The 26,120-nt window shown below is 42.8% G+C and carries 23 protein-coding genes and 3 pseudogenes; 12 read left to right on the top strand and 14 right to left on the bottom strand.

The genetic code is table 11. The features are described from left to right. The first annotated feature begins 13 nt into the window (after positions 1-13). The 4 genes from EQY75_RS00440 to EQY75_RS00425 all read left to right on the top strand — a co-directional run bounded on the left by EQY75_RS00440 (position 14) and on the right by EQY75_RS00425 (position 4,144). The gene (locus EQY75_RS00440; protein ID WP_129601877.1) at positions 14-1,462 is read left to right on the top strand and encodes a hypothetical protein; all 1,449 of its coding nucleotides are present in this window, start codon (positions 14-16) and stop codon (positions 1,460-1,462) included. Between the two features lie 908 nt (positions 1,463-2,370). Beyond that, on the top strand, positions 2,371-3,273 hold the full coding sequence (locus tag EQY75_RS00435; RefSeq protein WP_129601875.1) for a histone deacetylase family protein: 903 nt from the start codon (positions 2,371-2,373) through the stop codon (positions 3,271-3,273). Between the two features lie 105 nt (positions 3,274-3,378). Beyond that, positions 3,379-3,897: a ferritin gene (locus tag EQY75_RS00430; protein ID WP_129601873.1), complete on the top strand. Its 519-nt coding sequence runs from the start codon at positions 3,379-3,381 to the stop codon at positions 3,895-3,897. A 64-nt stretch (positions 3,898-3,961) separates the two neighbouring features. After that, on the top strand, positions 3,962-4,144 hold the full coding sequence (locus tag EQY75_RS00425; RefSeq protein ID WP_129606846.1) for a hypothetical protein: 183 nt from the start codon (positions 3,962-3,964) through the stop codon (positions 4,142-4,144). Between the two features lie 15 nt (positions 4,145-4,159). Here the strand turns inward: EQY75_RS00425 and EQY75_RS00420 are convergent, their stop codons facing one another. Both EQY75_RS00420 and EQY75_RS00415 read right to left on the bottom strand, forming a co-directional pair. Further along, positions 4,160-4,585 (bottom strand): hypothetical protein, encoded by a 426-nt coding sequence (locus EQY75_RS00420; protein ID WP_129601871.1) that lies wholly within the window; start codon positions 4,583-4,585, stop codon positions 4,160-4,162. A 124-nt stretch (positions 4,586-4,709) separates the two neighbouring features. After that, positions 4,710-5,045 carry a single-stranded DNA-binding protein gene (locus EQY75_RS00415; RefSeq protein WP_129601868.1) on the bottom strand — a complete coding sequence of 112 codons (336 nt, stop codon included), beginning with the start codon at positions 5,043-5,045 and terminating at the stop codon, positions 4,710-4,712. A gap of 235 nt (positions 5,046-5,280) precedes the next feature. Between EQY75_RS00415 and EQY75_RS00410 the strand changes: the two are divergent. The 3 genes and pseudogenes from EQY75_RS00410 (at position 5,281) to EQY75_RS00400 (ending at position 10,564) form a co-directional block, all read left to right on the top strand. Then, a pseudogene (locus EQY75_RS00410) lies at positions 5,281-6,827 on the top strand (M20/M25/M40 family metallo-hydrolase). A 166-nt stretch (positions 6,828-6,993) separates the two neighbouring features. Further along, positions 6,994-10,143 carry a VPS10 domain-containing protein gene (locus EQY75_RS00405; protein ID WP_129601866.1) on the top strand — a complete coding sequence of 1,050 codons (3,150 nt, stop codon included), beginning with the start codon at positions 6,994-6,996 and terminating at the stop codon, positions 10,141-10,143. A gap of 70 nt (positions 10,144-10,213) precedes the next feature. Continuing rightward, complete coding sequence (locus tag EQY75_RS00400; RefSeq protein ID WP_129601865.1) at positions 10,214-10,564, top strand: DUF2116 family Zn-ribbon domain-containing protein; 351 nt, start codon at positions 10,214-10,216, stop codon at positions 10,562-10,564. Positions 10,565-10,611: 47 nt separating this feature from the next. Here the strand turns inward: EQY75_RS00400 and EQY75_RS00395 are convergent, their stop codons facing one another. Beyond that, complete coding sequence (locus EQY75_RS00395; protein WP_129601862.1) at positions 10,612-11,082, bottom strand: CBS domain-containing protein; 471 nt, start codon at positions 11,080-11,082, stop codon at positions 10,612-10,614. Positions 11,083-11,203: 121 nt separating this feature from the next. Here EQY75_RS00395 and EQY75_RS00390 point away from each other — a divergent pair, with 121 nt between their 5' ends. The 3 genes from EQY75_RS00390 (at position 11,204) to EQY75_RS00380 (ending at position 15,107) form a co-directional block, all read left to right on the top strand. After that, the gene (locus tag EQY75_RS00390) at positions 11,204-13,483 is read left to right on the top strand and encodes a M28 family peptidase (protein ID WP_129601860.1); all 2,280 of its coding nucleotides are present in this window, start codon (positions 11,204-11,206) and stop codon (positions 13,481-13,483) included. Further along, positions 13,480-14,301, top strand: coding sequence for an NAD-dependent epimerase/dehydratase family protein (locus EQY75_RS00385; protein ID WP_129601858.1), 822 nt, complete (start codon positions 13,480-13,482; stop codon positions 14,299-14,301). Before EQY75_RS00390 ends, EQY75_RS00385 begins: the two co-directional genes overlap by 4 nt. 107 nt (positions 14,302-14,408) lie before the next feature. Beyond that, positions 14,409-15,107, top strand: coding sequence for a tetratricopeptide repeat protein (locus tag EQY75_RS00380; protein WP_129601856.1), 699 nt, complete (start codon positions 14,409-14,411; stop codon positions 15,105-15,107). A 40-nt stretch (positions 15,108-15,147) separates the two neighbouring features. On the opposite strand, the gene EQY75_RS00375 is transcribed toward EQY75_RS00380, so the two are convergent. From EQY75_RS00375 to EQY75_RS00365, 3 genes are read right to left on the bottom strand one after another with little or no spacing between them, the layout of a single operon-like run. Then, positions 15,148-16,737 carry a trehalase family glycosidase gene (locus EQY75_RS00375; RefSeq protein WP_129601854.1) on the bottom strand — a complete coding sequence of 530 codons (1,590 nt, stop codon included), beginning with the start codon at positions 16,735-16,737 and terminating at the stop codon, positions 15,148-15,150. A gap of 18 nt (positions 16,738-16,755) precedes the next feature. Beyond that, positions 16,756-17,253 (bottom strand): nuclear transport factor 2 family protein, encoded by a 498-nt coding sequence (locus EQY75_RS00370; protein ID WP_129601852.1) that lies wholly within the window; start codon positions 17,251-17,253, stop codon positions 16,756-16,758. Next, positions 17,246-17,740 carry a hypothetical protein gene (locus EQY75_RS00365; protein WP_129601850.1) on the bottom strand — a complete coding sequence of 165 codons (495 nt, stop codon included), beginning with the start codon at positions 17,738-17,740 and terminating at the stop codon, positions 17,246-17,248. Before EQY75_RS00365 ends, EQY75_RS00370 begins: the two co-directional genes overlap by 8 nt. 64 nt (positions 17,741-17,804) lie before the next feature. On the opposite strand from EQY75_RS00365, the pseudogene EQY75_RS00360 reads away from it, so the two are divergent. Beyond that, positions 17,805-18,754: pseudogene (locus EQY75_RS00360) on the top strand (NAD-dependent epimerase/dehydratase family protein). On the opposite strand, the gene rimK reads toward EQY75_RS00360, so the two are convergent. The 6 genes and pseudogenes from rimK to EQY75_RS00330 form a co-directional block, all read right to left on the bottom strand. Continuing rightward, positions 18,751-20,115: a 30S ribosomal protein S6--L-glutamate ligase gene (gene rimK / locus EQY75_RS00355; protein WP_129601848.1), complete on the bottom strand. Its 1,365-nt coding sequence runs from the start codon at positions 20,113-20,115 to the stop codon at positions 18,751-18,753. The pseudogene EQY75_RS00360 and the gene rimK sit on opposite strands and share 4 nt — an antisense overlap. Positions 20,116-20,182: 67 nt before the next feature. Beyond that, positions 20,183-20,599 carry a VOC family protein gene (locus EQY75_RS00350; RefSeq protein ID WP_129601845.1) on the bottom strand — a complete coding sequence of 139 codons (417 nt, stop codon included), beginning with the start codon at positions 20,597-20,599 and terminating at the stop codon, positions 20,183-20,185. A gap of 27 nt (positions 20,600-20,626) precedes the next feature. Continuing rightward, positions 20,627-20,935, bottom strand: a complete 309-nt coding sequence (locus EQY75_RS00345) for a hypothetical protein (protein WP_129601843.1) — start codon at positions 20,933-20,935, stop codon at positions 20,627-20,629. Between the two features lie 2 nt (positions 20,936-20,937). Continuing rightward, the gene (locus EQY75_RS00340) at positions 20,938-21,909 is read right to left on the bottom strand and encodes a deoxyhypusine synthase family protein (protein WP_129601841.1); all 972 of its coding nucleotides are present in this window, start codon (positions 21,907-21,909) and stop codon (positions 20,938-20,940) included. Beyond that, the gene (speB, locus tag EQY75_RS00335) at positions 21,902-22,846 is read right to left on the bottom strand and encodes an agmatinase (RefSeq protein WP_129601839.1); all 945 of its coding nucleotides are present in this window, start codon (positions 22,844-22,846) and stop codon (positions 21,902-21,904) included. Before speB ends, EQY75_RS00340 begins: the two co-directional genes overlap by 8 nt. Next, positions 22,833-24,232, bottom strand: a pseudogene (locus EQY75_RS00330) (type III PLP-dependent enzyme domain-containing protein). The gene speB and the pseudogene EQY75_RS00330 overlap by 14 nt, the downstream one beginning before the upstream one ends. Before the next feature lie 248 nt (positions 24,233-24,480). Here EQY75_RS00330 and EQY75_RS00325 point away from each other — a divergent pair. After that, complete coding sequence (locus EQY75_RS00325; protein WP_129601836.1) at positions 24,481-25,191, top strand: hypothetical protein; 711 nt, start codon at positions 24,481-24,483, stop codon at positions 25,189-25,191. Positions 25,192-25,199: 8 nt separating this feature from the next. Here EQY75_RS00325 and moaC read toward each other — a convergent pair whose 3' ends face one another. Beyond that, positions 25,200-25,628, bottom strand: coding sequence for a cyclic pyranopterin monophosphate synthase MoaC (gene moaC / locus EQY75_RS00320; protein ID WP_129601834.1), 429 nt, complete (start codon positions 25,626-25,628; stop codon positions 25,200-25,202). Between the two features lie 3 nt (positions 25,629-25,631). Next, positions 25,632-26,075 carry a molybdenum cofactor biosynthesis protein MoaE gene (locus EQY75_RS00315; RefSeq protein ID WP_129601832.1) on the bottom strand — a complete coding sequence of 148 codons (444 nt, stop codon included), beginning with the start codon at positions 26,073-26,075 and terminating at the stop codon, positions 25,632-25,634. Positions 26,076-26,120: the final 45 nt, after the last annotated feature.

Raw genomic sequence — 26,120 nt, 5'->3', positions numbered from 1 at the left:
TGACATACTATAAATGAAATACCTGCTTCTCTCTTTTTTCTTTTTCACTTTTTCTTATCTGAAGGCCCAACCCCCTTCTGAGCTCGATAATTTGTTGCCCGCCTTTGAAATGTATTCCGAACTTCCCCGGGAAGTGGTTTTCGTACATCTCAATAAATCTGTTTATATCAAAGGAGAAGGTATAGGCTTTAAAGCTTATGTATTGGAAAAAGGAAGCAAAAAAAGATCTCTAGAAACCAAGAACCTCTACTGTGTTATTCAGGATAGTCTTGGGCGAGACGTGAAGAAACAGCTAATCAGGATAGAAAATGGGGTTGGCAGCGGCCTGATCAGACTTGATAGTACATTTACCACAGGCAGTTATCGCTTCAAAGCTTATACCAACTGGATGCGGAATTTTTCCGAACCCAATTACTTTGAGCAAAATCTGACCATTATTGATCCTGATAAAACAGAAGAGATCGTAGCGGAGGAAAAAGAATTACAAATAGATGCGCAATTTCTCCCCGAAAGCGGACATGCTCTTGTAGGCGTAAATGCTATTTACGGAGTGGTAATCAAAGATGAAAAAGGCTTTGGCTTTCCTTTTTTGGAAGGAAAAGTGGAGGACACGGCAGGAAAGGTAGTGGCGATCTTTAAATTAAATTCCTTTGGAATAGGAAGATTTGCCCTTATCCCAAAACAGGGAACTAATTACTTTGCCACCTTTCGCATCAATAACCAGGACTTTAAAATCCCTGTTGATTATATTGAAAAACAGGGTGTTAGCTGCACAGTTCAGGACCTTAGGGATAAATTAGGACTGATCATTAATGCTCGGTTGAATGAGGAAAGGCAGAAGAATCAGCGCTTTCTGCTCAGCATTCACAATGGGGATAGTATTAAAGCAGTTGATATTTCCTTCGCTGAACAGCAGCAGGTGATCAAGGTGTTTCCAAAGAAGGATCTCTATCCGGGAATCAACGTATTTACCCTATTTAATCAGGCTGGAACACCTGTCTTTGAGCGACTTTATTTTAATCATGAAGGGATTGTAACTCATGAAATTACAAGACCTGAACACTCCTTTGACAATGATTCTATACAAGTATCATTTTCCGTAAAAGGAATAGATCCAAAATACTGGAATAGTCTTAGTGTTTCTGTATTACCCGAAAAAACAGAGGCTTATAAAGGACATCACAATTTGCCTTCCTATACCCTGCTTACACCTTATTTGAGAGGCCCGGTAGAAAATGCAGCTTATTACTTCACTGATCAGACGCCCAGAAAAGCATATGAATTAGACAACCTTCTCCTTACACAGGGATGGAGTAGTTACCAGTGGAATACCATAAAAATAAGCCTCCGAAGTATCTTTTCGATTTTGAAAAGGGTATCTCATATAAAGTTACGTTTAATGAAAAAAGGACAAACGATTATTTTATCTCTCCGACTACTTACAATGAATCTGAATTTATAACCGTAGCAGAAGAACAGAAGTTTTTTTCCAAGGACAATTTCTTCCCTATCAATGATGAGAAATTGGGACTCGCTGCTATTGATAATAAAGGCAGTTGGTTTCAACCTAAAGTTTTCGTTCAATTCAAACCCTCCTACACTCCTCCTCTTGGTTTAAATGAGGTATCTATCCTGGGAAATAAGCAGGCTCAAATTTTAAAAGAAGTTCAGGAAGCTACTTCCTTTGAAGGCTTTTATAAGGTACAGATGCTAGATGAGGTTTTGTTATTGGAGGAAAGTAAGGCTCAAAGAATTGAAAAAATAAAAAATAATACTGTAGGAAGAGTCGATGTCTTTGAAGAAGATGATTGGAGGCGTAATATGCTGTTGAGTACATATCTGAGTTCACGTGGATATGCTATAGATGAAAGTTCCGGTGTATTTACCATTAGGGCGAGAAATCCAAATACCTTGAACAATGCCACGCCTGCTATTTTTCTCGATGGGGTACTATTGACGAATTTTACAGTTTTGTATCGATTCTTCATGGATCAGGTGGATTATATAGAAATAAATCCTTCGGGAATTGGCGCTGGAATTCGGGGAGGTGGCGGTGTGATCAAGATTGTTACAGATCCTTCCAAGGCGAGGAAGGCACAATTTGGCAATACTTTGATTGACTATGAAATTCCGATTACCTTCACGGCAAATAAACGGTTTTACAACCCAATGTACAACAGCTACTCAGGTACATTCTTCAACAGTTTTGGTGCAGTTGACTGGCATCCCGATGTTGTAATAGATACAAAAGGCGTGGGGAAATTTAGCTTTCTGAATTACGGCTTAGGAACCGTAAAACTTTATTTTGAAGGGATTGTGAATGATAATGAATTTGTATCAGACATCGTTGAACTAAAGGTTCAATAGCTGGTGTTAAAAATTGCATTTCATCCTATATACAGACATCCACTTCCGGAAGGTCACAGATTTCCCATGATCAAATACGATTTGCTGCCACAGCAATTGTTATATGAAGGGACTTGTACCGCTGAGAATTTCTTTGAACCGGAAATCCCCAATGACAAATTTATTCTGGCAGTACATGAGGCCGATTATTTCTACGATCTCCTGAACATGAAAATCTCGCAAAAAGCCGCGAGAAAGATCGGTTTTCCTTTGAGTGAGGTATTGGTAGAACGGGAAAGGATCATTGCAGACGGGACTATAAAAGGATGTGATTACGCCCTTGAATATGGGATCTCAATGAATATCGCCGGGGGCACTCATCACGCATATACCGATCGGGGAGAGGCTTTTTGCCTGCTGAACGACCAGGCAATTGGCGCGCGATACCTGCAACAGGCGGGGAAAGCTAAGAAAATTTTGATTGTAGATCTGGATGTGCACCAGGGCAATGGAACAGCCCAGATCTTTCAGCAAGATCCAACGGTTTTCACCTTTTCTATGCACGGCAGTGGAAACTACCCTTTTAAAAAAGAAACATCAGATCTGGATATTCCCTTGAAAAAAGGAACTACAGATATGGAATACCTCGCTATCCTCAAAAATGTATTTCCCAAACTCCTCGAGAAAGAACGCCCCGATTTTGTTTTTTACCTCTGTGGGGTAGATGTCCTGGCAACTGATAAACTGGGAACTCTTGGTCTAAGTACCGCGGGGTGTAAAGAGCGGGATGCCTTTGTTCTGCAAAAATGCAGAGATCTGGGCATTCCTGTTCAATGCAGTATGGGCGGAGGATATTCACGTGATATAAAGGTAATAGTAGAAGCACATGCCAATACTTTTCGACTGGTTCAGGAATTATACTTTTAAGAGGTAGAATAGCGATAAAAAAGTCAAATTAAAGTAAAGGTTTTAGCTGACAGATATCATTGATCAAATTGATTGTATTGCTTATTTTTACTGAAAATACAAAATATGTTGACTGACAAAATGGAAAAGGCCCTGAACGAACAGATACGTGTAGAGGCCGAATCATCGCAAGTATACCTGGCTATGGCCTCATGGGCAGAAGTAAAAGGACTTGAGGGAATTTCTTTGTTTATGTATCGTCATTCCGATGAAGAGAGGATGCATATGCTCAAACTGATTAAATACGTAAATGAGCGCGGCGGACATGCTCACATAACCGATTTAAAAGCTCCCAAGAAAAATTTCGGCAGCTTTCAGAAAATGTTTCAGGAATTATACGAGCACGAAATCTTTGTTTCACAAAGTATCAATGAACTGGTCCATGTAGCCCTGGAAGAAAAGGACTACGCTACCCATAATTTTCTCCAGTGGTATGTAGCAGAGCAAATAGAGGAAGAAGCCCTTGCGAGAAATATCCTGGACAAGATCAGTTTGATAGGAAATGATAAGGGGGGCTTATACTTGTTCGACCGGGACGTACAACAAATTACGGTAGATAGTGCGGCAGCTGATACCAATGAATAATTTTATTATTATTTTTATTAATTCTAAATAAAAATAATTATTTTTGGATTCTCAGCGAGTCCAAATGGGGAAAAATAAGAAAGAAGGTAAAAAAGAAAAAAAACGCCTTAAAAAGTTAAAAAAGACCGGAGTTCATGCCTTGTCTTCTGGCAATTGCAAATCCAAGTGTTGCAAAAAATATAAAAAGTCTGAAAAGAAACGTTGCAAACGTTGCCCCTGTTTTGATCTTCTTAAAAAAGTTGCTTAAAAAGATTTAATACGGCTAATACTTTGAAGCCATAGAAGGAAGAACGTCGGTATTCCTGCTTATTTCAACCTGCTCCAGGGAAGCACTCATACCGTGGACTTCATAGAATAAAGCCTTTTTGTTGTATCCATTACCGTGATAGGCTACAATATCACATTCTTTTTGATGTTCCTGATACGCCTTTCTCTTGAAAAAAATATAAGTCTTGTAGGCCCGATACTTTTCTTTCTTTAGGCGTTTTTCAAAATTTAACTGATCCTTCCAATAGTCGGATTCATCCTCTTCCGAAGTGAATTCAAGGATTGCTTCAAGCTGGGCATCCCTTATGGCAATACTCTCATAGAATTCGAAAAAAGCAACATCAGTCTCTTTACCCTGCGTATGCCCCGTATAAGACATAAGGGTAAGTACTGTGATCATTGCTGTTAGAATTCTTTTCATGGGCTATAATTCTTCCTCTCAAGCAGATAAAATACATACTTTCAGGGAACTATAAGTTAACCAGAATCCTGTTTTTGAAAAAGAAAAAGGGGCGAAATGCCCCCTTTATCGACCAGTTGTCTTTTTATTGTCGGCCCAGCATCAAGAGTTCATTACATTTGATCTCAGAGACGTAACGTTTCTCGCCTTCTTTGGTCTCATAAGACCTGTGGATCAACTTTCCTTCCACGGCCACTTCGCTGCCTTTGGATAAAAATTTCTCTACCACCTCGGCCAGTTTCCCCCACACTACAATGTTGTGCCATTGGGTATCCGTGACCTTTTCGCCATTTGAACTTTTGTAGGTCTCATTTGTAGCAATTGAGAATTTGGCTAATTTACTTCCCCCATCAAGATTTACAATTTCCGGGTCTTGTCCCAGGTTTCCAATCAACTGTACTTTGTTTTTAAGTGCATTCATGATTACTAATTTTAAGGTTAAACAGTTAATACTATCGGTTACTACAACCAACTGGGCAAACATAAATCAGTAATTACCATTAGTAGGTTGTTACTTATTTATTTTCGTTTGTTATCGTTTGTAGTCGTTTGCATTCTATTTTCTGATTTTTGCAGTGAAGAGATTACGACCCCTATTGTACTGCAGCACAGCTTTTCTTTTTATATTAGGGCTTCTTTAAAAATAGACTCTCACTATGCAAAAACTTAGCACCTTATTTGCCCTCTTGATCAGTACGGTAATTCTACAGGCACAAAGCGCCCAGGAAATGGCCACAGCTATCGAAAAAGAAGCGAATGAGAATTCCCAATTAACTGTTCTGGCTCACGAATTAATGGATGTTGTGGGTCCGCGCCTGGTAGGAACCCCCAGATGAAGAATGCTCATGATTGGGCTGTAAATACCTTTTCAAAATGGGGAATCTCTGCTGAAAATGAAGCCTGGGGTACCTGGAGAGGATGGGAACGCGGTATTACTCATATCGACATGCTTTCACCCAGGGTAGTCTCATTAAGCGGCAGGCAATTAGCCTGGAGTCCTGGCACCGGTCCAAAGGGAATTGAAGCTACTCTAATTACCATCCCAACGCTTCCTGATTCCCTTGCTTTTACAAAATGGGTGTCTGCCGTAAAAGGCAAGTTTGTTTTGGTATCGATGCCACAACCAACGGGAAGACCTGATTACAACTGGGAAGAATTCGCAACGCCTGAATCCTTCGAAAAGATGAAGGCAGATCGAAACGAACTCGAGGATGCCTGGCGTCAAAAAATCAGAAATACCGGGTATAATAGCAGAACTATAAACAAGGCACTGGAAGAAGCCGGGGCAGCTGGCATTATTCAATCACGCTGGTCCTCAGGTTTTGGGGCAAATAAGATCTTTAGTGCCGATACCAAAGAAATACCGGTGGTAGATCTTTCCCTGGAGGACTACGGAATGCTGTATCGAATGGTAGAGCACGGAAGTGAACCTTTGATCAGGATCGTGGCCGAATCCAAAGAGCTGGGAAGGGTACCTACCTTTAATACGATAGCGACGATACCAGGCACAGAGTTTCCGGATGAATACATCGTGCTTTCTGCCCACTTCGATTCCTGGGACGGGGGTACAGGAGCTACTGACAACGGTACCGGAACCATTACCATGATGGAAACCGCCAGAATACTTAAAAAGCTATATCCCAATCCCAAGCGCACCATCATTGTTGGTTTGTGGGGCAGTGAAGAACAAGGTCTCAACGGCTCAAGAGCTTTTGTTGAAGACCGTCCTGAAGTTGTTGAAGGCCTGCAGGCACTCTTTAATCAGGACAACGGTACTGGGAGGGTGGTAAACCTTTCGGGCCAGGGATTCCTGCATTCCTATGCCTACCTGGGAAAGTGGTTGGAGGCTGTCCCTGCAAGTATCACCAAACACATCGAAACCAGCTTTCCGGGTGATCCGGGAAGAGGTGGATCGGACTACGCCTCATTCGTTGCACAGGGCGCCCCGGCATTCTCCCTGAGCTCTCTTAGCTGGAGCTACTGGAACTATACCTGGCACACCAATCTTGATACTTATGACAAGATCGTTTTTGACGATGTTCGAAACAACGTAATCCTCACGGCTATCCTCACCTATATGGCCAGTGAAGATCCTGAAAAAACCTCGAGAGAAAAGGCGGTACTTTCCATCAATCCCAGAACAGGGGAAAGAAGGGATTGGCCTACCCCCAGGTCCCCGAACAGGGAAGGTGGTACCAACTAACAAAATCATTTATATGGTTCGCTCTCTGCTCCAATTTGTTAAGTTCTGTACGCATCTTATTATAGATTTTAAACCTGAGTAAATTTTTGAACTCCAGCGATAAAAACACGAGAAATAATTACATCTGATTCCTGATCAAATCAGCTAACCCATTCAACCCATCATTATGAAATTCACAAATATCTTACTCCTGGCCTTGTTGATCCTTCCTATCTCCCTTGAAGCACAAAGGAGAAAATCGCGCAATACACCGCCACCACCATCCGTAGAAGATTCCCTTTTTCACGGATTAAAATGGCGAAATATCGGACCCTTCCGGGGAGGACGTAGTGTTGCCTCTTCCGGGGTTGTTGGCCAACCTATGACCTATTATATGGGAAGCACAGGAGGTGGGGTATGGAAAACGACAGATGACGGAATTAGCTGGTCTAACGTCTCAGATGGCTTCTTTAAAACAGGTACCGTGGGAGCGATTGCTGTATCTGAAAGCAATCCCAATCTGGTAATAGCAGGAATGGGGGAACATGCCGCCAGAGGAGTGATGACATCTATGGGTAACGGTATTTACTTTTCCACAGATGCAGGAAAAACCTGGAAGCACAAAGGGCTCGACTTTACGCGGCATATTTCGGACGTTGTTATCCATCCCACCAACCCTGACATCATCTTTGTTGCGGCACAGGGAGCTCAGTACGGCCCCTCAGAAGATCGAGGGATCTACAAATCTTCAGACGGGGGAACAAGCTGGGAAAAAGTACTCTATCTCGATGCTACTACAGGAGCCTCCTCCCTCTCAATGGATATGAATAATCCCCTGATTCTTTATGCGGCCATGTGGCAACATCGACGCTATCCATGGACGATGGAATCCGGTGGAGCCATGTCAGGACTATTTAAATCCACTGACGGAGGTCTTACATGGAATAAGATGAAAACCGGACTGCCAAAAGAGTTTGGAAAAGCAGGCATTTCAGTCTCCAGGGCAAATCCGGAAAGGGTCTTTGCGGTTATTGAAGCCGAAGGGGACAAAGGGGGTGTTTATCGTTCCGATGATGCCGGGAAGAAATGGAGGCAAATTAACAGCGACAGGGTAAATATTGCCAGATCCTGGTATTATATGGAGATCCTTGCGGACCCTCAGAATGAAAATGTAGTCTACGTAATGAATGCTCCGGTCATGAAATCGATAGATGGGGGTAAAACCTTTGCCAATCTTCCCACCCCTCACGGTGATAATCACCATTTGTGGATTCATCCTCAGGACAATCGCAAAATGATCAATTCTAACGATGGCGGTGCCAATATATCCAACAACGGTGGGAAAAGCTGGAGCTCGCAGGCCATACAGCCTACGGCACAGTTCTATAGGGTAATTACAGATAATCAGGTCCCATATCGCGTATATGGTGGACAACAAGACAATTCAGCAATTTCTATTGCCAGCAGAACAGGAGACGGGGGAATCGACTGGAAAGACTGGTATTCTGTGGCTGGATGTGAAAGCGCATTTCTCGCCTTTGATCCTGATCAGCCCGATGTGATCTACGGCGGTTGCTATCAGGGGATTATTGAAAAATGGGTAAAGGCTTCACGTGAAGGGAAGGCGATCAAAGAATATCCGGAACTGGCCCTGGGAAATGTTCCGGCCGACTTTAAATATCGATACAATTGGAATGCCCCTATCATCAGTTCGCCTCATGACAGGAATACCATCTACCATGCCGGGAATGTCGTATTTAAATCAACTGATGAAGGACAGAGCTGGACCGTGGTAAGTCCGGACCTCACAAAAAATGAGAAAAGCAAACAAGGCCCCGGAGGCGGCCCGTATACGAATGAAGCAGCAGGAGGTGAAAATTACAATACGCTTATGACCCTGGTGGAATCACCACATGAGGAAGGCGTGCTTTGGGCCGGATCAGATGACGGCCTTATTCACCTAACGCGTGATGGCGGAAATACCTGGCGGAATGCAACACCCAAAGAGTTGAATGATGGCATAGTAAACAGTATTGAGGTCTCTCCTCACGATCCTGCAACAGCCTTTGCCGTTGTGATGAAATACAAAACGATGGACCTGAAACCGTATATTTTTAAAACTACAGATTACGGTGAAACCTGGACAAAGATTGTAGAAGGGATTTCTGACCCACATACATTTGTCAGGGTGGTTCGCGAGGATACAAAAAGACCTGGATTATTATATGCAGGCACTGAAACTGGGATGTACATTTCCTTTAATGGAGGTTTAAATTGGCAGGCTTTTCAGCTCAACTTACCGGTAGTGCCCATCAATGATATGGTCATTCAGGACAATGACCTTGTGGTGGCCACCGCAGGGCGTTCATTCTGGATCCTAGACGATGTGGGCAGCATTCAGGTTGCCCCCGTGAGTGCCGCCTCACTGCAGGTAATAAAACCTAAGGACACCTATTTACTTTTTGGGGGAAGTACAGATAGGCCTATTCCCGGGCTGGGCCAAAATCCAAAACAAGGAGTAACCATTGATTATTTCCTCAATAATAAGGCCGATAGCGTCCCTTTGACCCTCGAAGTGATGAAAAATAGAGAAACTATCCGCTTGTATTCGAGTAAGGAGGACAAAGATTTTAAAAGCTGGCCCGGTGGTCCTTCTAAACCGGAGGTTCTTCCTGCCAAAAAAGGCTATAACCGATTTACCTGGGATTTCAGAAAAGATCCCCTCCCGGCAGTGGACAAAGTTTTTGTCTATGGCAATTACGCCGGCTCAAGGGTAGGTCCGGGAGTTTACCAATTAAGGTTTTCACTCGGTGACGAAGTGTCTGAAACCAGTGTTACGGTCATGCCCAATCCAAATGTGGACTTCAGCGCTGCAGATTACCAAGAACAACAACAAATGCTCACCAATATCGAGTCCATGATCACCAGCATTCATCGAGCGGTAAATGAGATGCGATCTGTGAGGGATCAGGTCAAGGCCTATAAAAAGAGACTTTCGGGCAAAGGCAAAGCGAAGGATCTGCTCGCTACAGGTGACAGCCTGATTGCCAGAATAGACAAATGGGAGAAAAACCTAATACAGCCCAGGCAGAAAACGTTTCAGGACGTCATTAATTACAACAATAAATTGAATGCCGAATTAATGAATCTCAAAGACTATGTGGATGCTGCAGAACCGAAGGTAACTGAGGGTGCCAAAGAGCGATTTCAGGACCTTCAAAAACAGTGGGTACGCTTTGAAATGGAATGGGATCTTATAGTCAGGACTGAAATGTTGCTTTTTAATACTATCTATGAGAGTCTGGAATTACCTGCACTGATCACGGAAAGGGAATAAGGACTTCCCTGCTTGCCAACTACCGTGAAATATGCGATCTTTAAGGAAATTAACCTCAGATTAGCAATTTATGGAGAGGCAATGTTTGGAATGCGGTGAACCCATCAGAGGGAGGGTAGATAAGAAATTCTGTTCCGATTATTGCCGAAATGCCTACAACAACAAACTCAATAAGGATAGTAAGAACCTTGTTCGCAATATCAACAACAGACTGCGCAAAAATTATCGCGTCCTGGAGAGCTTTCCATTAAAAGATGGGAAGACAAGGACAACAAAAACCCGACTATTAGATAAGGGGTTCGACTTTGAATATATCACGAATCTCTATACCACAAAGAAAGGTACAACCTACTATTTTGTATATGATCTGGGATATCTTCCCCTGGAGAACGATTACTATATGATCGTAAAAAGAGAATAGCCTTATGACCATGGTCATAAGGCTATTTATAAATCTAAATTTTTATTCTATTGATAATTGTGGCTGGTAAGCTTCAATGCCGCAATCACGATATCTTTCCGACTAATCTGACCTACTATGATTCCGTCTTTCATGACCGGTAACCTTCTTCGGTTATTTTTATGAAATTCCCCTGCCGCATCAAATATGCTCATATCATGAGGAATGGTTTGTACCTTTTTGGTCATAAAGCGTTCGAGGCTCTTATCGAGAATAGGTTGGTTAAAATACCGGCTTTCTGATATCTCTTTCATACAGTCTGCCTCTGAAATGATCCCCACCAAAAATCCATTGTCATCAAGAACAGGACCTCCGGAAATTCTATTCTTGGCAAATGATTCCATAACTTCCAGAATGGACTGATCGGGGCTAAAAGTGATCAGCTTCCTGGTCATGTAGTCTTCCACCAAAATAGGGGCATTGTACTCTTTTTTGGACACATCTTTGGCTCTGCGGCCCATAAAACTTTTAATACCCATACCAGATCGTTTTAAATTGGTTAGCCTTAAATATAGGAAATTTGTGCTTATTTTCTAAAATTAGTCGACAAACGACAGAGACCACTGATAATTCTTTATTTTTAAAGAAGAATATTATCCCATGAATAAATTCAGGCTTTGGATTACCCTTCCCTTGCTCATCCTGGCTGTATTTTGGAGTTTCAGAACGCTGATGCCCTCCGATTCCAATACAAGTGTAGAGGATTTATACGGCTTTTCCACCTCCCGTGCCCTGGAGCATGTTAAAGAGATTTCGAGAAAACCCCATGCTGTGGGTTTCCCTGCCCATAAGGAGGTAAGGGATTACATTGTAAGCCAATTGGAAAGTATGGGCCTTGAAGTAAGCTTACAAGAAGGATATACGGCCGGGGATTGGGCCAACTACAGTAAAGCAGTCAATATTGTAACCCGAATTGAAGGTAGTGGTGATGGCAAAGCCCTTCTGCTTCTAACTCACTATGACAGCAATCCTCACTCCTCTCTTGGGGCTAGCGACGCCGGAAGCGGAGTTGCCACTATATTAGAGGGAATACGCGCCTTTCTCGAACAGCAAAAAACACCGACTAACGATGTAATTATTGTGATCACTGATGCCGAAGAGCTGGGACTGAATGGGGCAGACTTATTTGCCAATAAGCATCCTTGGACTTCTGATGTAGGGCTGGTCCTGAATTTTGAAGCCAGGGGGAGTGGCGGACCTGGTTATATGTTTATGGAAACCAACCGGGGTAACGAAAAGTTGCTAAAGGAATTTGTAAAAGCAAATCCAGCATTTCCCGTGACCAATTCTCTGGCCTACAGTATTTATAAATTGTTGCCCAACGATACTGACCTTACCGTATTCCGGGAAGACCGGGATATTGAAGGCTTTAATTTTGCCTTTATTGACGACCATTTTGATTACCACACGGTACGTGATTCCTTTGAACGTCTGGACAAGAACTCACTAACTCATCAGGGCAGCTATCTCATGCCCCTTCTTCTTCACTTTAGTGAATCTGATCTTGGACAGTTAAAAAGCCTCAATGATCAGGTCTATTTTAATATTCCGGTATTCAACCTGGTTACTTACCCATTTGATTGGATCTGGCCGATGTGGTGGGTGGCTGTTGTGATGTTCATTGTTTTATTGCTATTCGGCCTTAAAAATAGAGCCCTCAGCTTTAAAGGGATAGCCAAAGGATTTATTCCGGTTCTGGCTACACTTTTGATCAACGGGGGAATAGGATACTACGCGTGGAAAGCGATCACCACTATCTATCCTGAATACAATGACATATTGCACGGCTTTCCCTATAACGGGCACACCTACATCCTTGTAATGGTATTCCTCTCTTTGGCTATTTGTTTCTGGTTATATCGCAGCATGAAAACGGTAAATCTTCCCGATTTACTGATTGCCCCTGCCCTGTTATGGCTTGCAATATGTTGGGGAGTAGCTCAATATCTACCCGGGGCAGGTTATTTTGTCATTCCTCTCTATGCCCTTCTCGCCTCTTTAATGGTAATGCTCTATCAAAAAGAACCGGATCCTTTACTAATGTGGTTTTTGGCCCTTCCGGCCATCTTTATATACGCTCCGTTTATTTCGATGTTCCCCGTGGCATTAGGCTTGAAAATGCTGGTAACAGCAACAGTGTTTACCACGCTCCTGTTCTGGTTGTTATTGCCGCTTACGGCTCGTTACACTAAGAAAAAGATGTTAGGAACACTTTGCTTATTAAGTTGCCTCATCGCCTTAGTGATTTCTCATTTCCAATCGAATTTTACTCCTGACAAGGCCAAGCCAAGCAGTTTGGTTTATATTCTCGATACCGACGAAAAAAAAGCCCGGTGGGCGACCTATGAACACGTACTTTCAGACTGGACTTCAGCCACGCTGGGAACTGAAAAAATGACCCCGGACAAAATGGAGAACATCATCAGCAGCAAATACGGATCTCGAATTACGTATTCTTCTCCGGCTCCACTGAAATCTATCGAAGGCCCGGTCGTCACCATTGAAAGTGACACTACCTTAAAAAAGATGCGTATTCTTGAAATAGGAATTTTTCCTCAACGTTCAGTAAACAGATTGGACATATACACAGACGCTACACCTGTAAATGAAGCCAGTGTCAATGGAATTGAGCTCTCCGAATTCTATTTAAAGCAGCGAAAAAGCGGACGTTTACTGACGCATTATATCAGTGATAATGACTCAACAATGCTAAAGTTGAGCATCCCTGCGAAGGCCGAGTTAAATCTGACCCTGTATGAAGCTTCCAATGATCTCATAGAACATCCTTTAATGGGAATACCCCCAAGGCCTGAGGATAATATTCCCATGCCTTTTGTTTTGAATGATGCCGTAATTATCAAAAAAACAATTCGTCATTGAGTTCTAAAATCGGCATACTGGGATGTGGTTGGCTGGGTTTTGCCCTCGCAAAAAAATTGATCTCGCAGGAATATACCGTTTTGGGTTCAACCACCACCAGAGCTAATCTGGAAATTTTAAAACAAGAAGGGATCGTGCCTTTCTACGTTGAACTATTTAAGGACGGGGCCAGAGGTGATCTTATCGATTTTCTTAAAGAGGTCGATATCCTCATCGTCAACATCCCCCCGAAAAGGAAGTCGGACACCTCTGATTACTTTAATAAAATAGAACAATTACACGAGGCCTGTAAGATCATGCACGTAGAAAAGGTCATTTTTGTAAGTAGTACATCCGTTTACGGAGATTTGCAGGGGGAAGTCACGGAAAAATCGAAACCCAAACCGGTTACAACATCTGCTAAGGCTGTCTTTAAGGCAGAAAAACTCTTTGCGGAAGACGCTTCCATCAGCAGCACCATTGTCCGCTTTGGAGGATTGATAGGGCCCGATCGGCATCCTGTGACCTATCTCTCCGGTCAACAAAATCTGTCCAATGGCGATGAAACCATCAACCTGATCCATCTCGAAGACTGTCTTGACATAATACTCTCAATTATTATGGAGGACTGGTGGGGCAAACTTATCAACGGGGTTTACCCTCTTCATCCCGTAAAAAGCGACTATTACGTACAGGAAGCCAGAAAACGTGGACTCGCCCTGCCCTCTTATACCAAAGGATATGCAGGTAAATCGGGGAAAGTGGTTAAAGCCAAAACGCTGGAATCATTAGGTTTTCAATTTAAAAAACCAATAGATGGCTCAGATCTTCAGAACTAGATCACTTCCCCACAGATTCTTCAGCTCTCACTAAGACTATCATTTCCCCTGATTTCATAGGGGAAGCCGAAAATAAATATTAATTTTGCCGCACTAAAATAAAGATCATGAGAACACGTATACTTATCCTTTTGTTGATTTCGGTCTCTTATTCCTTTGGGCAGAATACCACCGATTTAAAAAGCCACTACGAGGCATTTTACAAGCAAATGAAAGCTCAGGGAGATGTTAATGGCGTCATTCACGCATTGACACATCTCCATGTAATATCTCCCACAGTACAACGAAGAGATACTCTGGCTTATGTTTATGCAAATAACAATCAGCATATACAAGCTCTAAACACTATTGGGATTGAAAAAAACGAAGCTGATTCTGACCTGGCTGTACAGGTAAAGGCCATCAGTCTTAAAGCCATCAATCAACCAAAAAGGGCCCTGGAGCAATTTGAGGTTTTAAATCAAAGATCACCTAATGCATACCTCGCTTATGAACTGGCTGATCTGAAGATTCAAACCGGAGATAATGAAGGCGCAATGGCGAACATCGAATATGCTTTATCCAATCTGCAGGAAGGTATGACCTATGCCTTCTACGAAAGACAGCAGCCTTATGAAGTTTCCTTAAATGCGGCTTTACTTCACCTTAAAGGTTTAGTACAATACAGAATGGATCCAAAAAATATCGAATTGGCCATCGCTACTATTGATGAGGCCCTCGCCCTTGATCCGAACTTTAATTTAGCTAGCCTGAGCAAACAGGCCCTCGAGTCCAGGATTGGCACTGAGGAGGAAGAAAAGAAATAAAAAAAAGGAGGTTTTAAACCTCCTTTTTTATGCTTCAAATTTATTTTCCTGGCTCCATCTCTTCAAGTAATGCCTTAAAGCTAAGGGCCACCCCATTGGTCCATCCAAATCCATCCTGTGTTTCATACTCGCCTCCCCCCGATGGCAGGCTAATGTCCTCAACATTATATTTTTCCATCATCTTGCCTGTGTCATTGTAAACGCGCTCATTTAAGGCCAGCCACCTTTCCATGATCATTTTTGCCTCATCTACATAGCCGTAATTAAGCAGGCCTTGCACTGAGATGTACTGTAAGGGGGCCCAGCCGTTGGGAGCATCCCATTGCTGTCCTGAATTTTCCAGAGTGGTCACCAATCCGCCGTCTCTCAGAAATTCAGACATCAATTTATCCCGGACACCCCTGGCCTGTTCGGGTGTGGCCAGTTCAAAAAACAATGGAAAAGCACCGGCCAGGGTTGCGGTTCTGCTAAAACTCTTCTCAGTGAATGTATAATCGTAAAAATAATTTTCTTCAGCGTTCCAAAACAATTCTTGTATTGCTGCTTTACGATCGTTTGCCTTTGATAGAAATAGAGATTCATTCTCGCCATCATCATCGCCGGCATACCCTTTGGCTATACTCATCTCCATGAAATACATAAGGCAATTGAGATCTATAGCCAGTAAATTGGCCGTTTCTGTAGAGCCGAAATCTCCTTCCCTGGTATACCATCTACTGCTAAAATCCCAGCCCGATGCCGCACCGGATCTCAGTTGTGTATAGAGATTTTCTTTCTCAGAAGTCGAATTTAGATCGCTCGCAAGGTGAAAATCTTCCTTATACGCCTCTGGCCTTGGGGTAATACCGCTATCCCAATACCTGTTCAGATACATTCCTTCTTCTAATTGGACCACATATTTCTCAGCCGAGAACGTGTCCTGTATTTCTTCTCTTCCTTCCATCCAGAAGTTGTACTCTTTCAGGATAAAAGGGTAATATTCAGAGAAAAAACCCTTGGTATCCCGGGTTACGGCATCAACCATCAGGGCGTAAAAAGGAGGTTGTGAGCGGGTTAGGTAATAGTTTCTGGTGCCATTGGGGATAAAGCCAAGGGAATCGATTAAGAAAGTAAAGTTGTCAACCATACTTTTGGCCAATACTTCCTGTCCATCTACCATGAGGCCTTCTATGGTGAAGTAGCTGTCCCAGTAGTAAATCTCCCTGAATCGGCCGCCAGGAACCACATACTGGTTTGGCAACGCTATTCTTGAATAGTAATCAATCGACTTGTCCGGACCCCGGGTTAGTTTTCCCCACATACTGCTGATATGCTGATACATAGTTTTGGTGGTATCGGTCACAATTTCCTGCCCTGAGACAAAGGGATCACTAAAATGGGCGTCAACAAAGATCTTCAGATCAAAATTGGGCTCATCCTTCTCATCCTTGTACAACTTTATCAATTCTCCATAGGAACGGTCCGGCACTAGATCGACAAAGGTTTTAGAGTCCTTATAAATGGCCTGTAATTGCACATCCCTGAATAATTCGGTTTTATAAAAATCAGTTCCCGATATAGATTCAGGCGTTTCTCTGCATCCCGTCAGGAAGAGGAAAGAAAATAGTAAAATAAGGAAAGAACGCTTCATGTTTGTTGAATTTCAGAATTATTGTCTGACCAGGCTTTTAATATATGTACTGTCAATTTCTCTTTTCACATCGATAACAGCTTCAATCTCATCATTCGGAATGGTCAGGGAAAGGACGTAATGAGCTATTTTCCATTGCCCGTTCTCTTTTTTAAGAACACCGGAGCCTCTGCAAAGTTGCATCCAGGTGTCGAGCAACTCATCAAACCACGCGATGTCTCCTTTGGGACCAATGTAGATATTTCGGTTTACAGAACTAAAATCCCAGGCCTTACCCTGGTCAAAATAAGGCTTGGAAAAGGACATAAATTCAGATTTATTCCACACCTCTGCTGCATCTGTGCCAATGAATACCGCCTCTTTGGACATCAATTCAAAATAACTGTCAAAATCAGCTTCCGCCGCGGCTTTATGCCAATTATCCAGGATTGTATTTATCTTTTGCGTGTCCGTTGTCTGGCCTAGTGAGGAATCGATTATAAAAAGGCTGAGGAGCAGAAATAAGTATTTATTCATCTATGATCAGTTCAGTGTCTAAGGTATTGTTGACAATTACATTGAGTTGAGCCCTCAGCGCGTTGTACGCATTGTGCATTTCAATGGCGGGAGCGGTAGCATCAATACGGTATTGAGCTGCGGCCCGGGTTTTAAAAATAAAGGTTTTCAAAACCTTCTGCCTGCTTTTTACCTGAGGGACATCGAATTCCGGAGGATAAAGGCCTTCTTCCAGTCGCTTTTGCTTCTCTACCAGGTCTTCGAGTACAAGGATAAGATCCTCCTCATTATCAACCGTGGACAAAGCGTCAAATCCGGTTTCAAGCTCTTTAAACTCAATCCAATCTCTAACGATTATTGCAGCCTTTGAGTTTAGAGCTGTCCTTTTGGGCATGGAATCCAGTGAAAAAAATTGAATTTCTTCCTTCGCAGATTCTTCCGCTTTCCCGGACTCCTGACAGGCCTGAATAACCAAGAACAAAGAAAGGATCGACATTATTTTTCTCATAGAACGAATGTACAAATTTTAATAAAAGCTATCTTTGAAAGGAACTCCATTAATTCATAATTCCTTGCAAAAATCTATACTCATTTTAGGGGCCTGTGGCCAGATCGGAACAGAACTTACCTTCGCTTTGCGCAAGAAATATGGAAATGAAAATGTCATTGCGAGTGATATCCGGGAAGGCTCGGATAATCTTATGAATACAGGACCATTCGAAATTCTGGACGCCACCAGTTATGATGCCGTTGAAGAAATTGTAATGCATTATGAAGTTGAAGAAGTTTACCTAATGGCTGCTATGCTGAGTGCCACGGCAGAAAAATTCCCGGAACGTGCGTGGAACCTCAATATGAATTCGCTTTTCAATGTCCTTAACCTCGCCAAAGAAAAAAAGATCGATAAGATTTTCTGGCCTTCCAGTATTGCGGTCTTTGGAAAGAACACTCCTAAAAACAATACCCCTCAGCACACCCTGATGGAACCCAGTACGGTCTATGGTATCAGCAAACAGACCGGAGAACGCTGGTGTTCCTACTACAATGCAAAATACGATGTAGACGTTCGCAGTGTGCGCTATCCCGGGCTAATCAGCTGGAAGACACAACCCGGAGGAGGCACCACGGATTATGCCGTGGAGATCTACTTGAAGGCTTTAGAGGAAGGATCGTATAATTGTTTTTTAAAAGAAGATACAGCATTGCCCATGATGTTTATGGATGATGCCATCAGGGCCGCGATTGAGCTTATGGAGAGCGAAGGAGATCAGCTCAGCATCCGTTCCTCTTACAATCTAGGCGCGATGAGTTTTACCCCTGCAGAAGTTGCCAGGAGCATTAAAAAAAGCTACCCAAATTCAGCATCTCCTATGAACCTGATTTCAGACAGGCTATCGCTGATTCATGGCCCAGCAGCATAGACGATTCTCAGGCAGGCAACGATTGGGGTTGGCAGGCCGAGTTCGACCTGGAACGCACCACCGACGAAATGCTTCGTCAACTTAAAACACTGAATAATTAATTCTGGAATTTGAGTTTCTTTTCAATGCCCACGATCATAGCGTTGGCTATGTCCTTTCCGGTGGCATTCTCAATACCTTCAAGACCAGGGGATGAATTTACTTCGAGCAAAAGCGGTCCTTTATTAGACCTGATAATATCAACCCCTGCGACGGAAAGATTCAGGATCTTCGAGGCCTTTACGGCTAATTTGCGCTCCTCTGCAGTGATTTTGATCCTCGATGCCCTGCCACCCTGGTGAATGTTGGCTCTGAATTCTCCCTTTTCCGCCTGCCGTTGCATAGAAGCGACCACTTTTCCATTGACGACAAAACACCTGATGTCCTGTCCGTTGGCTTCTTTTATAAATTCCTGAACCAGAATATTGGTTTGAACACTTTTAAATGCGTTGATTACACTTTCTGCAGCTTTGCTGGTCTCGGCCAGAACCACACCTTTTCCCTGTGTGCTTTCCAGGAGCTTAATGATCAATGGTGCCCCGTTTACCATCTTGATCAGGTCTTTGGTATCCATGGGTGATTTGGCAAAACCCGTAATAGGAATATGAAGGTCGTTTTTAGCAAATAATTGAGAGGCGAATAATTTATCCCTTGATTGACTTATCGCTTCGGCAGAGTTTTGACAGTAGACACCCAAATAGTCGAATTGCCTGATAAGAGCACAACCGTAGAAGGTTACCGAAGGTTTGATCCTCGGGATCACCGCATCGAATTCCTTCAGGATGTTTCCTCCCCTGTATCGGATCTCAGGCGAACGGGCATCGAGTTTCATATAAGCGAGTTCCACATTGAGAAAAACAATTTCATGTCCACGGGCTTCCGCCGCTTCCACCAGGCGTTTATTACTGTACAAGTCGGGATTACTAGCCAGCAATGCTATTTTTAGGCCTGTTTTCTCCTTCAGGTAAGGCGCATAAGAAGCAGACAGATTGTCTTCCGTCAGGGTTTTCAGGATATAAGATTTGGCCGGATTTACCATAAATCGACCATTTAAAGCTTCCCTGCCCAATAACATCCTGAATTCCATGGTATCCCTGTTAGCCAGGGTAAGTTCAATATCGAAGGTGTCATCCCCCAATGTCACAGGAGTACTGATCACATATCTTTCTTCAGAAATTCCACTGGAACTTTTAATGACGCGGCGATCTACAAGTCTTCCTTCACACTCCAAGGTTATGCTTCTGTTGTCCTGTATGGGGTTGACCTCAAACTTGACCCAGTCTTCCTTTTTCTTCTGGAAAACTGAAATGTGTGTAGCTTGAATAGAAGAGGTTTTTGCGCCTGAATCTACTCGGGCTTTAATGGCAGGAATTCCAAGTTCTTTGAAGGCACACCATTCTTCACTGCCTATGATTTTTAACATGGGTATTGATTTCTATTTCTGATTAATCTGATTTAAACCTGAAGGGCATCTACGAAATTCGCTCGCCTCAAGAAGCGAAAACTTCAGTGGATTCCTTAAAACACTTAAACTCCACTACATAACCATTAGGGTCTTCGACAAAGAAAGAGGTATGCTCTCCCTTTTTGCTCACCAGGAAAGTAACGGGCTCAATGTTTTTATCCCCAATCTCCGAAAGTTTACCATAAACTTCATTCCAGCTTTTCTCATTGAGGATAACACCGAAATGAAATGACGGAAGGATATTGTCTCCAAATTTATAGGACTTGTAGTTGAATGTAAATTCCCCGGACTTTGTAAATGTGATCTGGTTGCCATAGAGGTTAATGTCTGCCCATTGCGTGGAATGGCGACCTAAATCGGCACCGAGTACTTCGGTATAGAATTTTTTAGTTTTGGTAACGCTGTAACAAGGCAAGGCGAGGTGAAAAGCGCTGTGTTTCATATATCTGTCCTATTTAGCTAAAGACTATTATTCTTCCGGATCGTCATCATCCTCTAGTTTAATATCTGGTATTGCTTCCGGATCATCATCGTCAAAATCCTCGTAATCATCCTCATCGTAATTCGCCATGGTGACCTCCAGTTTTGCGCTGATCTTTACCAGGTATTTAGTGTCTTCAGTAGTTACCTCAACAGCTTCTATCCGCTCACCGCTGGCATTCCTAAACGAGATGATATGTGCATCGTCATAACCATCCGGGTATCTCTCCACCAATAGCTTTAGAACCTCCGGAGTAAGCTTTTTGAAATCTACTATGACTCTTTTTAAATTATCCATAATTACATGTCTAAAAGATAAGCAAAAATAAGCGGTGCAACAATAGTTGCGTCACTCTCAATTATAAATTTGGGCGTATCTATGCCCAGTTTCCCCCAGGTGATTTTTTCATTGGGAACAGCCCCGGAATAACTTCCGTAGCTTGTAGTGCTGTCACTGATCTGACAGAAGTAGCTCCAAAAGGGAGTATCTGTACGCTCCATATCCTGATACAACATGGGAACCACACAGATCGGAAAGTCCCCAGCTATACCTCCACCGATCTGAAAAAATCCGATTCCTTTGGCAGAATTCTCGGTATACCAGTCGGCCAGAAAGGTCATATATTCAATACCCGACTTTACCGTTGAAGCTTTCAGTTCTCCTTTGAGCACATAAGAAGCAAAGATATTTCCCATGGTACTGTCTTCCCATCCGGGACAAACGATAGGCAGGTTTTTCTCTGCCGCCGCATACATCCAGGAGTCTTTTAAGTCGATTTCATAATACTCTTCAAGTACGCCAGAAAGGAGCATCTGATACATGTATTCGTGTGGCAAATACCGCTTTCCTTCTTTTTCGGCCTCTTTCCACAATTTATGGATGTGTTCTTGTAACCTGCGAAAGGCTTCTTCCTCAGGAATACAAGTATCGGTTACCCTGTTAAGGCCTTTCTCCAAAAGATCCCATTCCTGCTGAGGAGTTAAATCCCTGTAATTGGGAACTCTTTTGTAATGAGAATGAGCCACAAGATTCATGATGTCCTCTTCCAGGTTTGCCCCTGTGCAGGAGATGATATGTACCTTGTTATTCCGTATCATCTCGGCAAAGATCTTTCCCAATTCTGCCGTACTCATGGCTCCGGCAAGGGAAACCAGCATTTTTGCTCCGCCATCTAACTGCTCCTCATATGCTTTTGCAGCATCAACAACTGCTGCGGCATTAAAGTGCAGGTAGTATTTTGAAATAAAATCTGAAATCGGTCCTTTACTCATCTTCATCATTGAATTTTGGAAGTGAAGAATTTCCACTTCCTGTGTTTACATCGTATGTATTGTCATATTCATCGTCCACGGCTTCGTCCTTAAATTTAAAGCTGAGCATTTTATAGTACAGCTTTGCCGCCAGGAAGTCTGAGGATTTGTCCTGACTGTTAGGACACAATTCCACTATGTCAAAGCCCACTACGTTCTTTTCCTCAAATACCTGTTTCAGAAGATCGAGAGTTTCATACCATAGCAGTCCGCCCGGCTCAGGGGTTCCTGTTGAAGGCATTATAGAGGGATCCAATGCATCGAGATCAAATGTGATAAATACATTTTCACCTAACAATTCTACGACCTTGTCTATCCAGTAATCGTCATCGACCATTTCATGTGCAAAAAATGTCTTTTCTACGTCCATGATAGTTGTTTCAATGCTATCCATACTTCTGATCCCTACCTGTACCAGGTTGGTATTCTGACTGGCTTCATATACTGCGCAGGCGTGATTGTATGGCGTACCCTCGTATGATTCCCGTAAATCTGCATGAGCATCTATATGGAGCACGGTAAGGTCGTCAAAGCATTCATTGAAGGCCCGGATAGATCCGATGGAGATGGAATGCTCTCCCCCAACCAGGGTAACGAATTTATTCCTTTTGATATACTCCTTGGTCGTTTTGTGTACCTTCTTTACCATAGCCTCTGGGCTGGAGAATTCCGTTAGAGGATCTGTGAGGTGAATGCCCTGCTTGTAGACCTCTGTATCTGTTTCGATATCGTATAATTCCATATTCTCAGAGGCTTCGAGAAAAGCCTCCGGACCTTTATCTGCACCTTTTCCCCAGGTACTGGTTCCATCATATGGCACGGGGATCAATACAACTTTCGATTTTTCTAACTGTGCGTATTCGTCGTTAATACCCGCGTAATTTTTAGATGTTCTCATATCCTAAAATTTTAAGCATTTCCGATGCTTTTTGTTGTTTGCTAAATAGTTTTGTCACCAGCTTCCCATCTTTATCCCTGTCGATAAGCACATGCTTCGGGGTGGGAATCAGGCAATGTTGCAGCCCTCCAAAACCTCCTATGGATTCCTGATAGGCTCCGGTATTAAAAAATCCGATATAAAGTGGCTGGTCTTTTTGTACTTGGGGAGGTAAATGGCATTCATATCCTGAATACTGTTGTAGTAATCATCACTGTCACAGGTGAGTCCGCCTAGTAAAACCCGTTCGTATTGATCGTGCCAGCGGTTTACCGGCAACATAATAAAGCGCTTGTTTATGGCCCAGGAATCCGGTAAGGTGGTGATAAAGCTGGAATCAATCATGTTCCATTTCTCCCGGTCGTTCTGTTGTTTTTGATAAAGGACTTCGTAGATCGCTCCCCCGCTTTCCCCAACCGTAAAACTGCCAAACTCGGTAAAGACATTGGGCACAGGCACGTCTGCTTCCTTACAAGCAATGTTTATCTGGTTGATGATTTCATCAACCATATACTCGTAGTCGTATTCAAACGCCAGGGAATTCTTCGTTGGGAAACCTCCTCCAATATTGAGGCTGTCCAGAGAAGGGCATATTTTCTTTAATCGTACATATACCTTTAAACACTTGGTCAATTCATTCCAGTAATAGGCATTGTCCCTGATCCCGGTATTAATGAAAAAATGAAGCATTTTGAGTTCCACTTTCTCATTATCCCGAATCTGGTTTTCATAAAACGGAACTATATTCCTATACCCTATTCCCAACCTTGAGGTATAGAATTCAAATTTAGGTTCTTCCTCAGAAGCGATCCTGATCCCCAAACTGAAGGGATCGTTTATTGCCTCAGTGAGCAGATCGATCTCTTCATAATTATCGATGATTGGAATACAGTTCTGATGTCCCTCATTGATAAGGTCGGCTATATTCTGTATGTACCTGTCCCTTTTAAAACCATTGCAGAGCACGTAAGTCGTGTCCTTGATCTTACCCTCTTTTTTAAGCTGTTCTACAATGTTAATATCAAAGGCAGAAGAAGTTTCAATATGAATGTCATTTTTAAGAGCTTCATCCAGCACATATTCAAAATGGGAGCTTTTAGTGCAATAGCAATAGATGTATTTCCCCTTGTAATTATGTCTTTCTATAGCTTTTGCAAACCACTCCTTTGCCCTGTTGATGTTCCGGGATATTTTAGGGAGATAAGTAAATTTTAACGGACTGCCGTATTCTTCTACAAGAGATTTCAGGGGGATCCCATGAAAAAGTAAGTTATCCTCGTCAAGGGTAAACTCCTCCTGAGGAAAATAATAGCTTTGATCGATGAGATCAATATATTTAATGTTCATTAAGTATATGTGGGATTATCAGAATTTAGTGTTCAGATACTTCTTTGTTGATATTGATTCGCTTCTGCTCTGTTGCTTAATTATCGGTGTAAATGAAATCAAAAATAAATAAAACTCGGTCTTTTTAAGACAAATTTCTAAAGGCTAACATAGAATTAAATTTCACAGTTGAAAAATACCCCTAAATAGGAAAATAAAAAAGAATAATTTCTCATCACTTTGTATCTTAGGAAGTAAATTGAAACGTCATGAGGTATCCAGTAAATTCATATGTATTTCTCATCATTCTCGCCTTATTTTCTACTGTTCTCCTGGCGCAACCAAGCTCTGGGGTTTACAAAGGAAGTGACGCAGAAAACCCGGACCTGATCCACGAGGTCAAAATGAATGACAACTATTTCATCTATACGGAATATTCTACTGCTCCGGATTTCATCCGCAGCCGTGGGGGATTTTATACTGTTGACGGAGATTCCTTAAAGGTGCAACTCGAATTTAATTCAGCTTTTGAAGAGGATGGCATAAAGGAGATCGCATTTTCGTATACCATGAAGGGCGATATGCTCATCCTGAATGAAGGTAAACCCGTAAGTCTGCTCCCGGTGGATCGTAAAGATCAAGACCTGGATGGCGCCTGGCTATTTGCCACAAGGGGGCCTGATACCGGGCAGGAAAGAAGAGGGGAATCCAATGCGAGGAAGACCTTAAAATTCCTTATGGACGGGCATTTCCAGTGGATCGCTTACCATACCGAGACTATGCGTTTTTCAGGTACCGGGGGTGGCTCATTTACTTCTGAAGATGGGATCTATACTGAAAACATCGCCTATTTCTCCCGTGATAATAGCAGGGTAGGTGCTTCTCTGAATTTTAATTACGAACGCAAGGGGGACGACTGGCATCATACCGGGAACAATAGTCGCGGAGAGCCCATGTACGAGATCTGGGCCATCAGGTAATTGAAATTCTAACTTTTGTCAATATCTGATTTTCCTCCTGACTTTTTTATCAGGCGGATTCTTCCAATTTCCACACCCTTGTCTATGGGCTTGAGCATGTCGTAAAGATTAAGGGCCACAATGCTTGCCCCATGCATGGCCTCCACCTCTACCCCTGTTTTATAATGGGTTTTAACGGTAATCCTGATCCTGATCCGGAGGTCTTCAATTTCGTATCTGATGTCTGTGAATTCTATGGGCAGGGGATGACAATCAGGCAATAGATCGGCTGTTTTTTTAACGCCCAATAGGCCGGCTGCCTTACTCATCGCAAAGACATCGCCCTTGGGTACTCTTTTCTCCCTGATGGCCTGGATGGTTTCCCGGGAGCTCACTTCAACTACTGCTTCAGCTACAGCCGTACGAAGGGTACTTTTCTTATGTGTTATGTCTACCATGACTTATGTATTCACCTTCCATTGATAAGACTCATCATCAAAAACTTCTTTACCAAAGACCGGTACCTCAGCCTTTATCTCTTCAACAACAAAATGCAAAGCATCAAAGACTATCTTGCGATGTGGTGCGGAAACAAAGACAAAGAGGCATATTTCCCCTGTTTCCACCCTCCCAATGCTGTGGTAGATATGCATACAGCTCAGCTCATATTTTGCAAAGGTGGCTTCCCGTATCTCGTGGAATTTCTGGTTGGCCATGGATTCGTATGCCGAATAGTCAATCGCTTTAACTTCCTTTCCCTCGATCACATCGGCACGTACCTGTCCCAGAAAGATATCATGTGCCCCTATCCCGGTTTTCGACTGGTGCTTGGCGATAGAATTCGCTATGAATTCAGGAGTGATGGCACCCTTAATAAAGACATTTTTTACTTTGTTTGCTTCCAAAACGAAAAGGCTTTCCTACGAAGGTAACGAGTTTTTGGTAATTTC

The sequence above is a fragment of the Muriicola soli genome, assembly GCF_004139715.1.
In the GTDB taxonomy this organism is placed as follows: Bacteria; Bacteroidota; Bacteroidia; order Flavobacteriales; family Flavobacteriaceae; genus Muriicola; species Muriicola soli.
Note: the sequence above shows the minus strand (reverse complement) of the source record. Positions and strands in the feature narration are given on the sequence as shown.

What these genes read in the sequence shown, in the direction of transcription:
- EQY75_RS00440 (WP_129601877.1), top strand. Translation starts at nt 14, where the DNA reads ATGAAATACCTGCTTCTCTCTTTTTTCTTTTTCACTTTTTCTTATCTG.
- EQY75_RS00430 (WP_129601873.1), top strand. Translation starts at nt 3,379, where the DNA reads ATGTTGACTGACAAAATGGAAAAGGCCCTGAACGAACAGATACGTGTA.
- EQY75_RS00425 (WP_129606846.1), top strand. Translation starts at nt 3,962, where the DNA reads ATGGGGAAAAATAAGAAAGAAGGTAAAAAAGAAAAAAAACGCCTTAAA.
- EQY75_RS00420 (WP_129601871.1), bottom strand. Translation starts at nt 4,585, where the DNA reads ATGAAAAGAATTCTAACAGCAATGATCACAGTACTTACCCTTATGTCT.
- EQY75_RS00415 (WP_129601868.1), bottom strand. Translation starts at nt 5,045, where the DNA reads ATGAATGCACTTAAAAACAAAGTACAGTTGATTGGAAACCTGGGACAA.
- EQY75_RS00405 (WP_129601866.1), top strand. Translation starts at nt 6,994, where the DNA reads ATGAAATTCACAAATATCTTACTCCTGGCCTTGTTGATCCTTCCTATC.
- EQY75_RS00400 (WP_129601865.1), top strand. Translation starts at nt 10,214, where the DNA reads ATGGAGAGGCAATGTTTGGAATGCGGTGAACCCATCAGAGGGAGGGTA.
- EQY75_RS00395 (WP_129601862.1), bottom strand. Translation starts at nt 11,082, where the DNA reads ATGGGTATTAAAAGTTTTATGGGCCGCAGAGCCAAAGATGTGTCCAAA.
- EQY75_RS00390 (WP_129601860.1), top strand. Translation starts at nt 11,204, where the DNA reads ATGAATAAATTCAGGCTTTGGATTACCCTTCCCTTGCTCATCCTGGCT.
- EQY75_RS00380 (WP_129601856.1), top strand. Translation starts at nt 14,409, where the DNA reads ATGAGAACACGTATACTTATCCTTTTGTTGATTTCGGTCTCTTATTCC.
- EQY75_RS00375 (WP_129601854.1), bottom strand. Translation starts at nt 16,737, where the DNA reads ATGAAGCGTTCTTTCCTTATTTTACTATTTTCTTTCCTCTTCCTGACG.
- EQY75_RS00370 (WP_129601852.1), bottom strand. Translation starts at nt 17,253, where the DNA reads ATGAATAAATACTTATTTCTGCTCCTCAGCCTTTTTATAATCGATTCC.
- EQY75_RS00365 (WP_129601850.1), bottom strand. Translation starts at nt 17,740, where the DNA reads ATGAGAAAAATAATGTCGATCCTTTCTTTGTTCTTGGTTATTCAGGCC.
- rimK (WP_129601848.1), bottom strand. Translation starts at nt 20,115, where the DNA reads ATGTTAAAAATCATAGGCAGTGAAGAATGGTGTGCCTTCAAAGAACTT.
- EQY75_RS00350 (WP_129601845.1), bottom strand. Translation starts at nt 20,599, where the DNA reads ATGAAACACAGCGCTTTTCACCTCGCCTTGCCTTGTTACAGCGTTACC.
- EQY75_RS00345 (WP_129601843.1), bottom strand. Translation starts at nt 20,935, where the DNA reads ATGGATAATTTAAAAAGAGTCATAGTAGATTTCAAAAAGCTTACTCCG.
- EQY75_RS00340 (WP_129601841.1), bottom strand. Translation starts at nt 21,909, where the DNA reads ATGAGTAAAGGACCGATTTCAGATTTTATTTCAAAATACTACCTGCAC.
- speB (WP_129601839.1), bottom strand. Translation starts at nt 22,846, where the DNA reads ATGAGAACATCTAAAAATTACGCGGGTATTAACGACGAATACGCACAG.
- EQY75_RS00325 (WP_129601836.1), top strand. Translation starts at nt 24,481, where the DNA reads ATGAGGTATCCAGTAAATTCATATGTATTTCTCATCATTCTCGCCTTA.
- moaC (WP_129601834.1), bottom strand. Translation starts at nt 25,628, where the DNA reads ATGGTAGACATAACACATAAGAAAAGTACCCTTCGTACGGCTGTAGCT.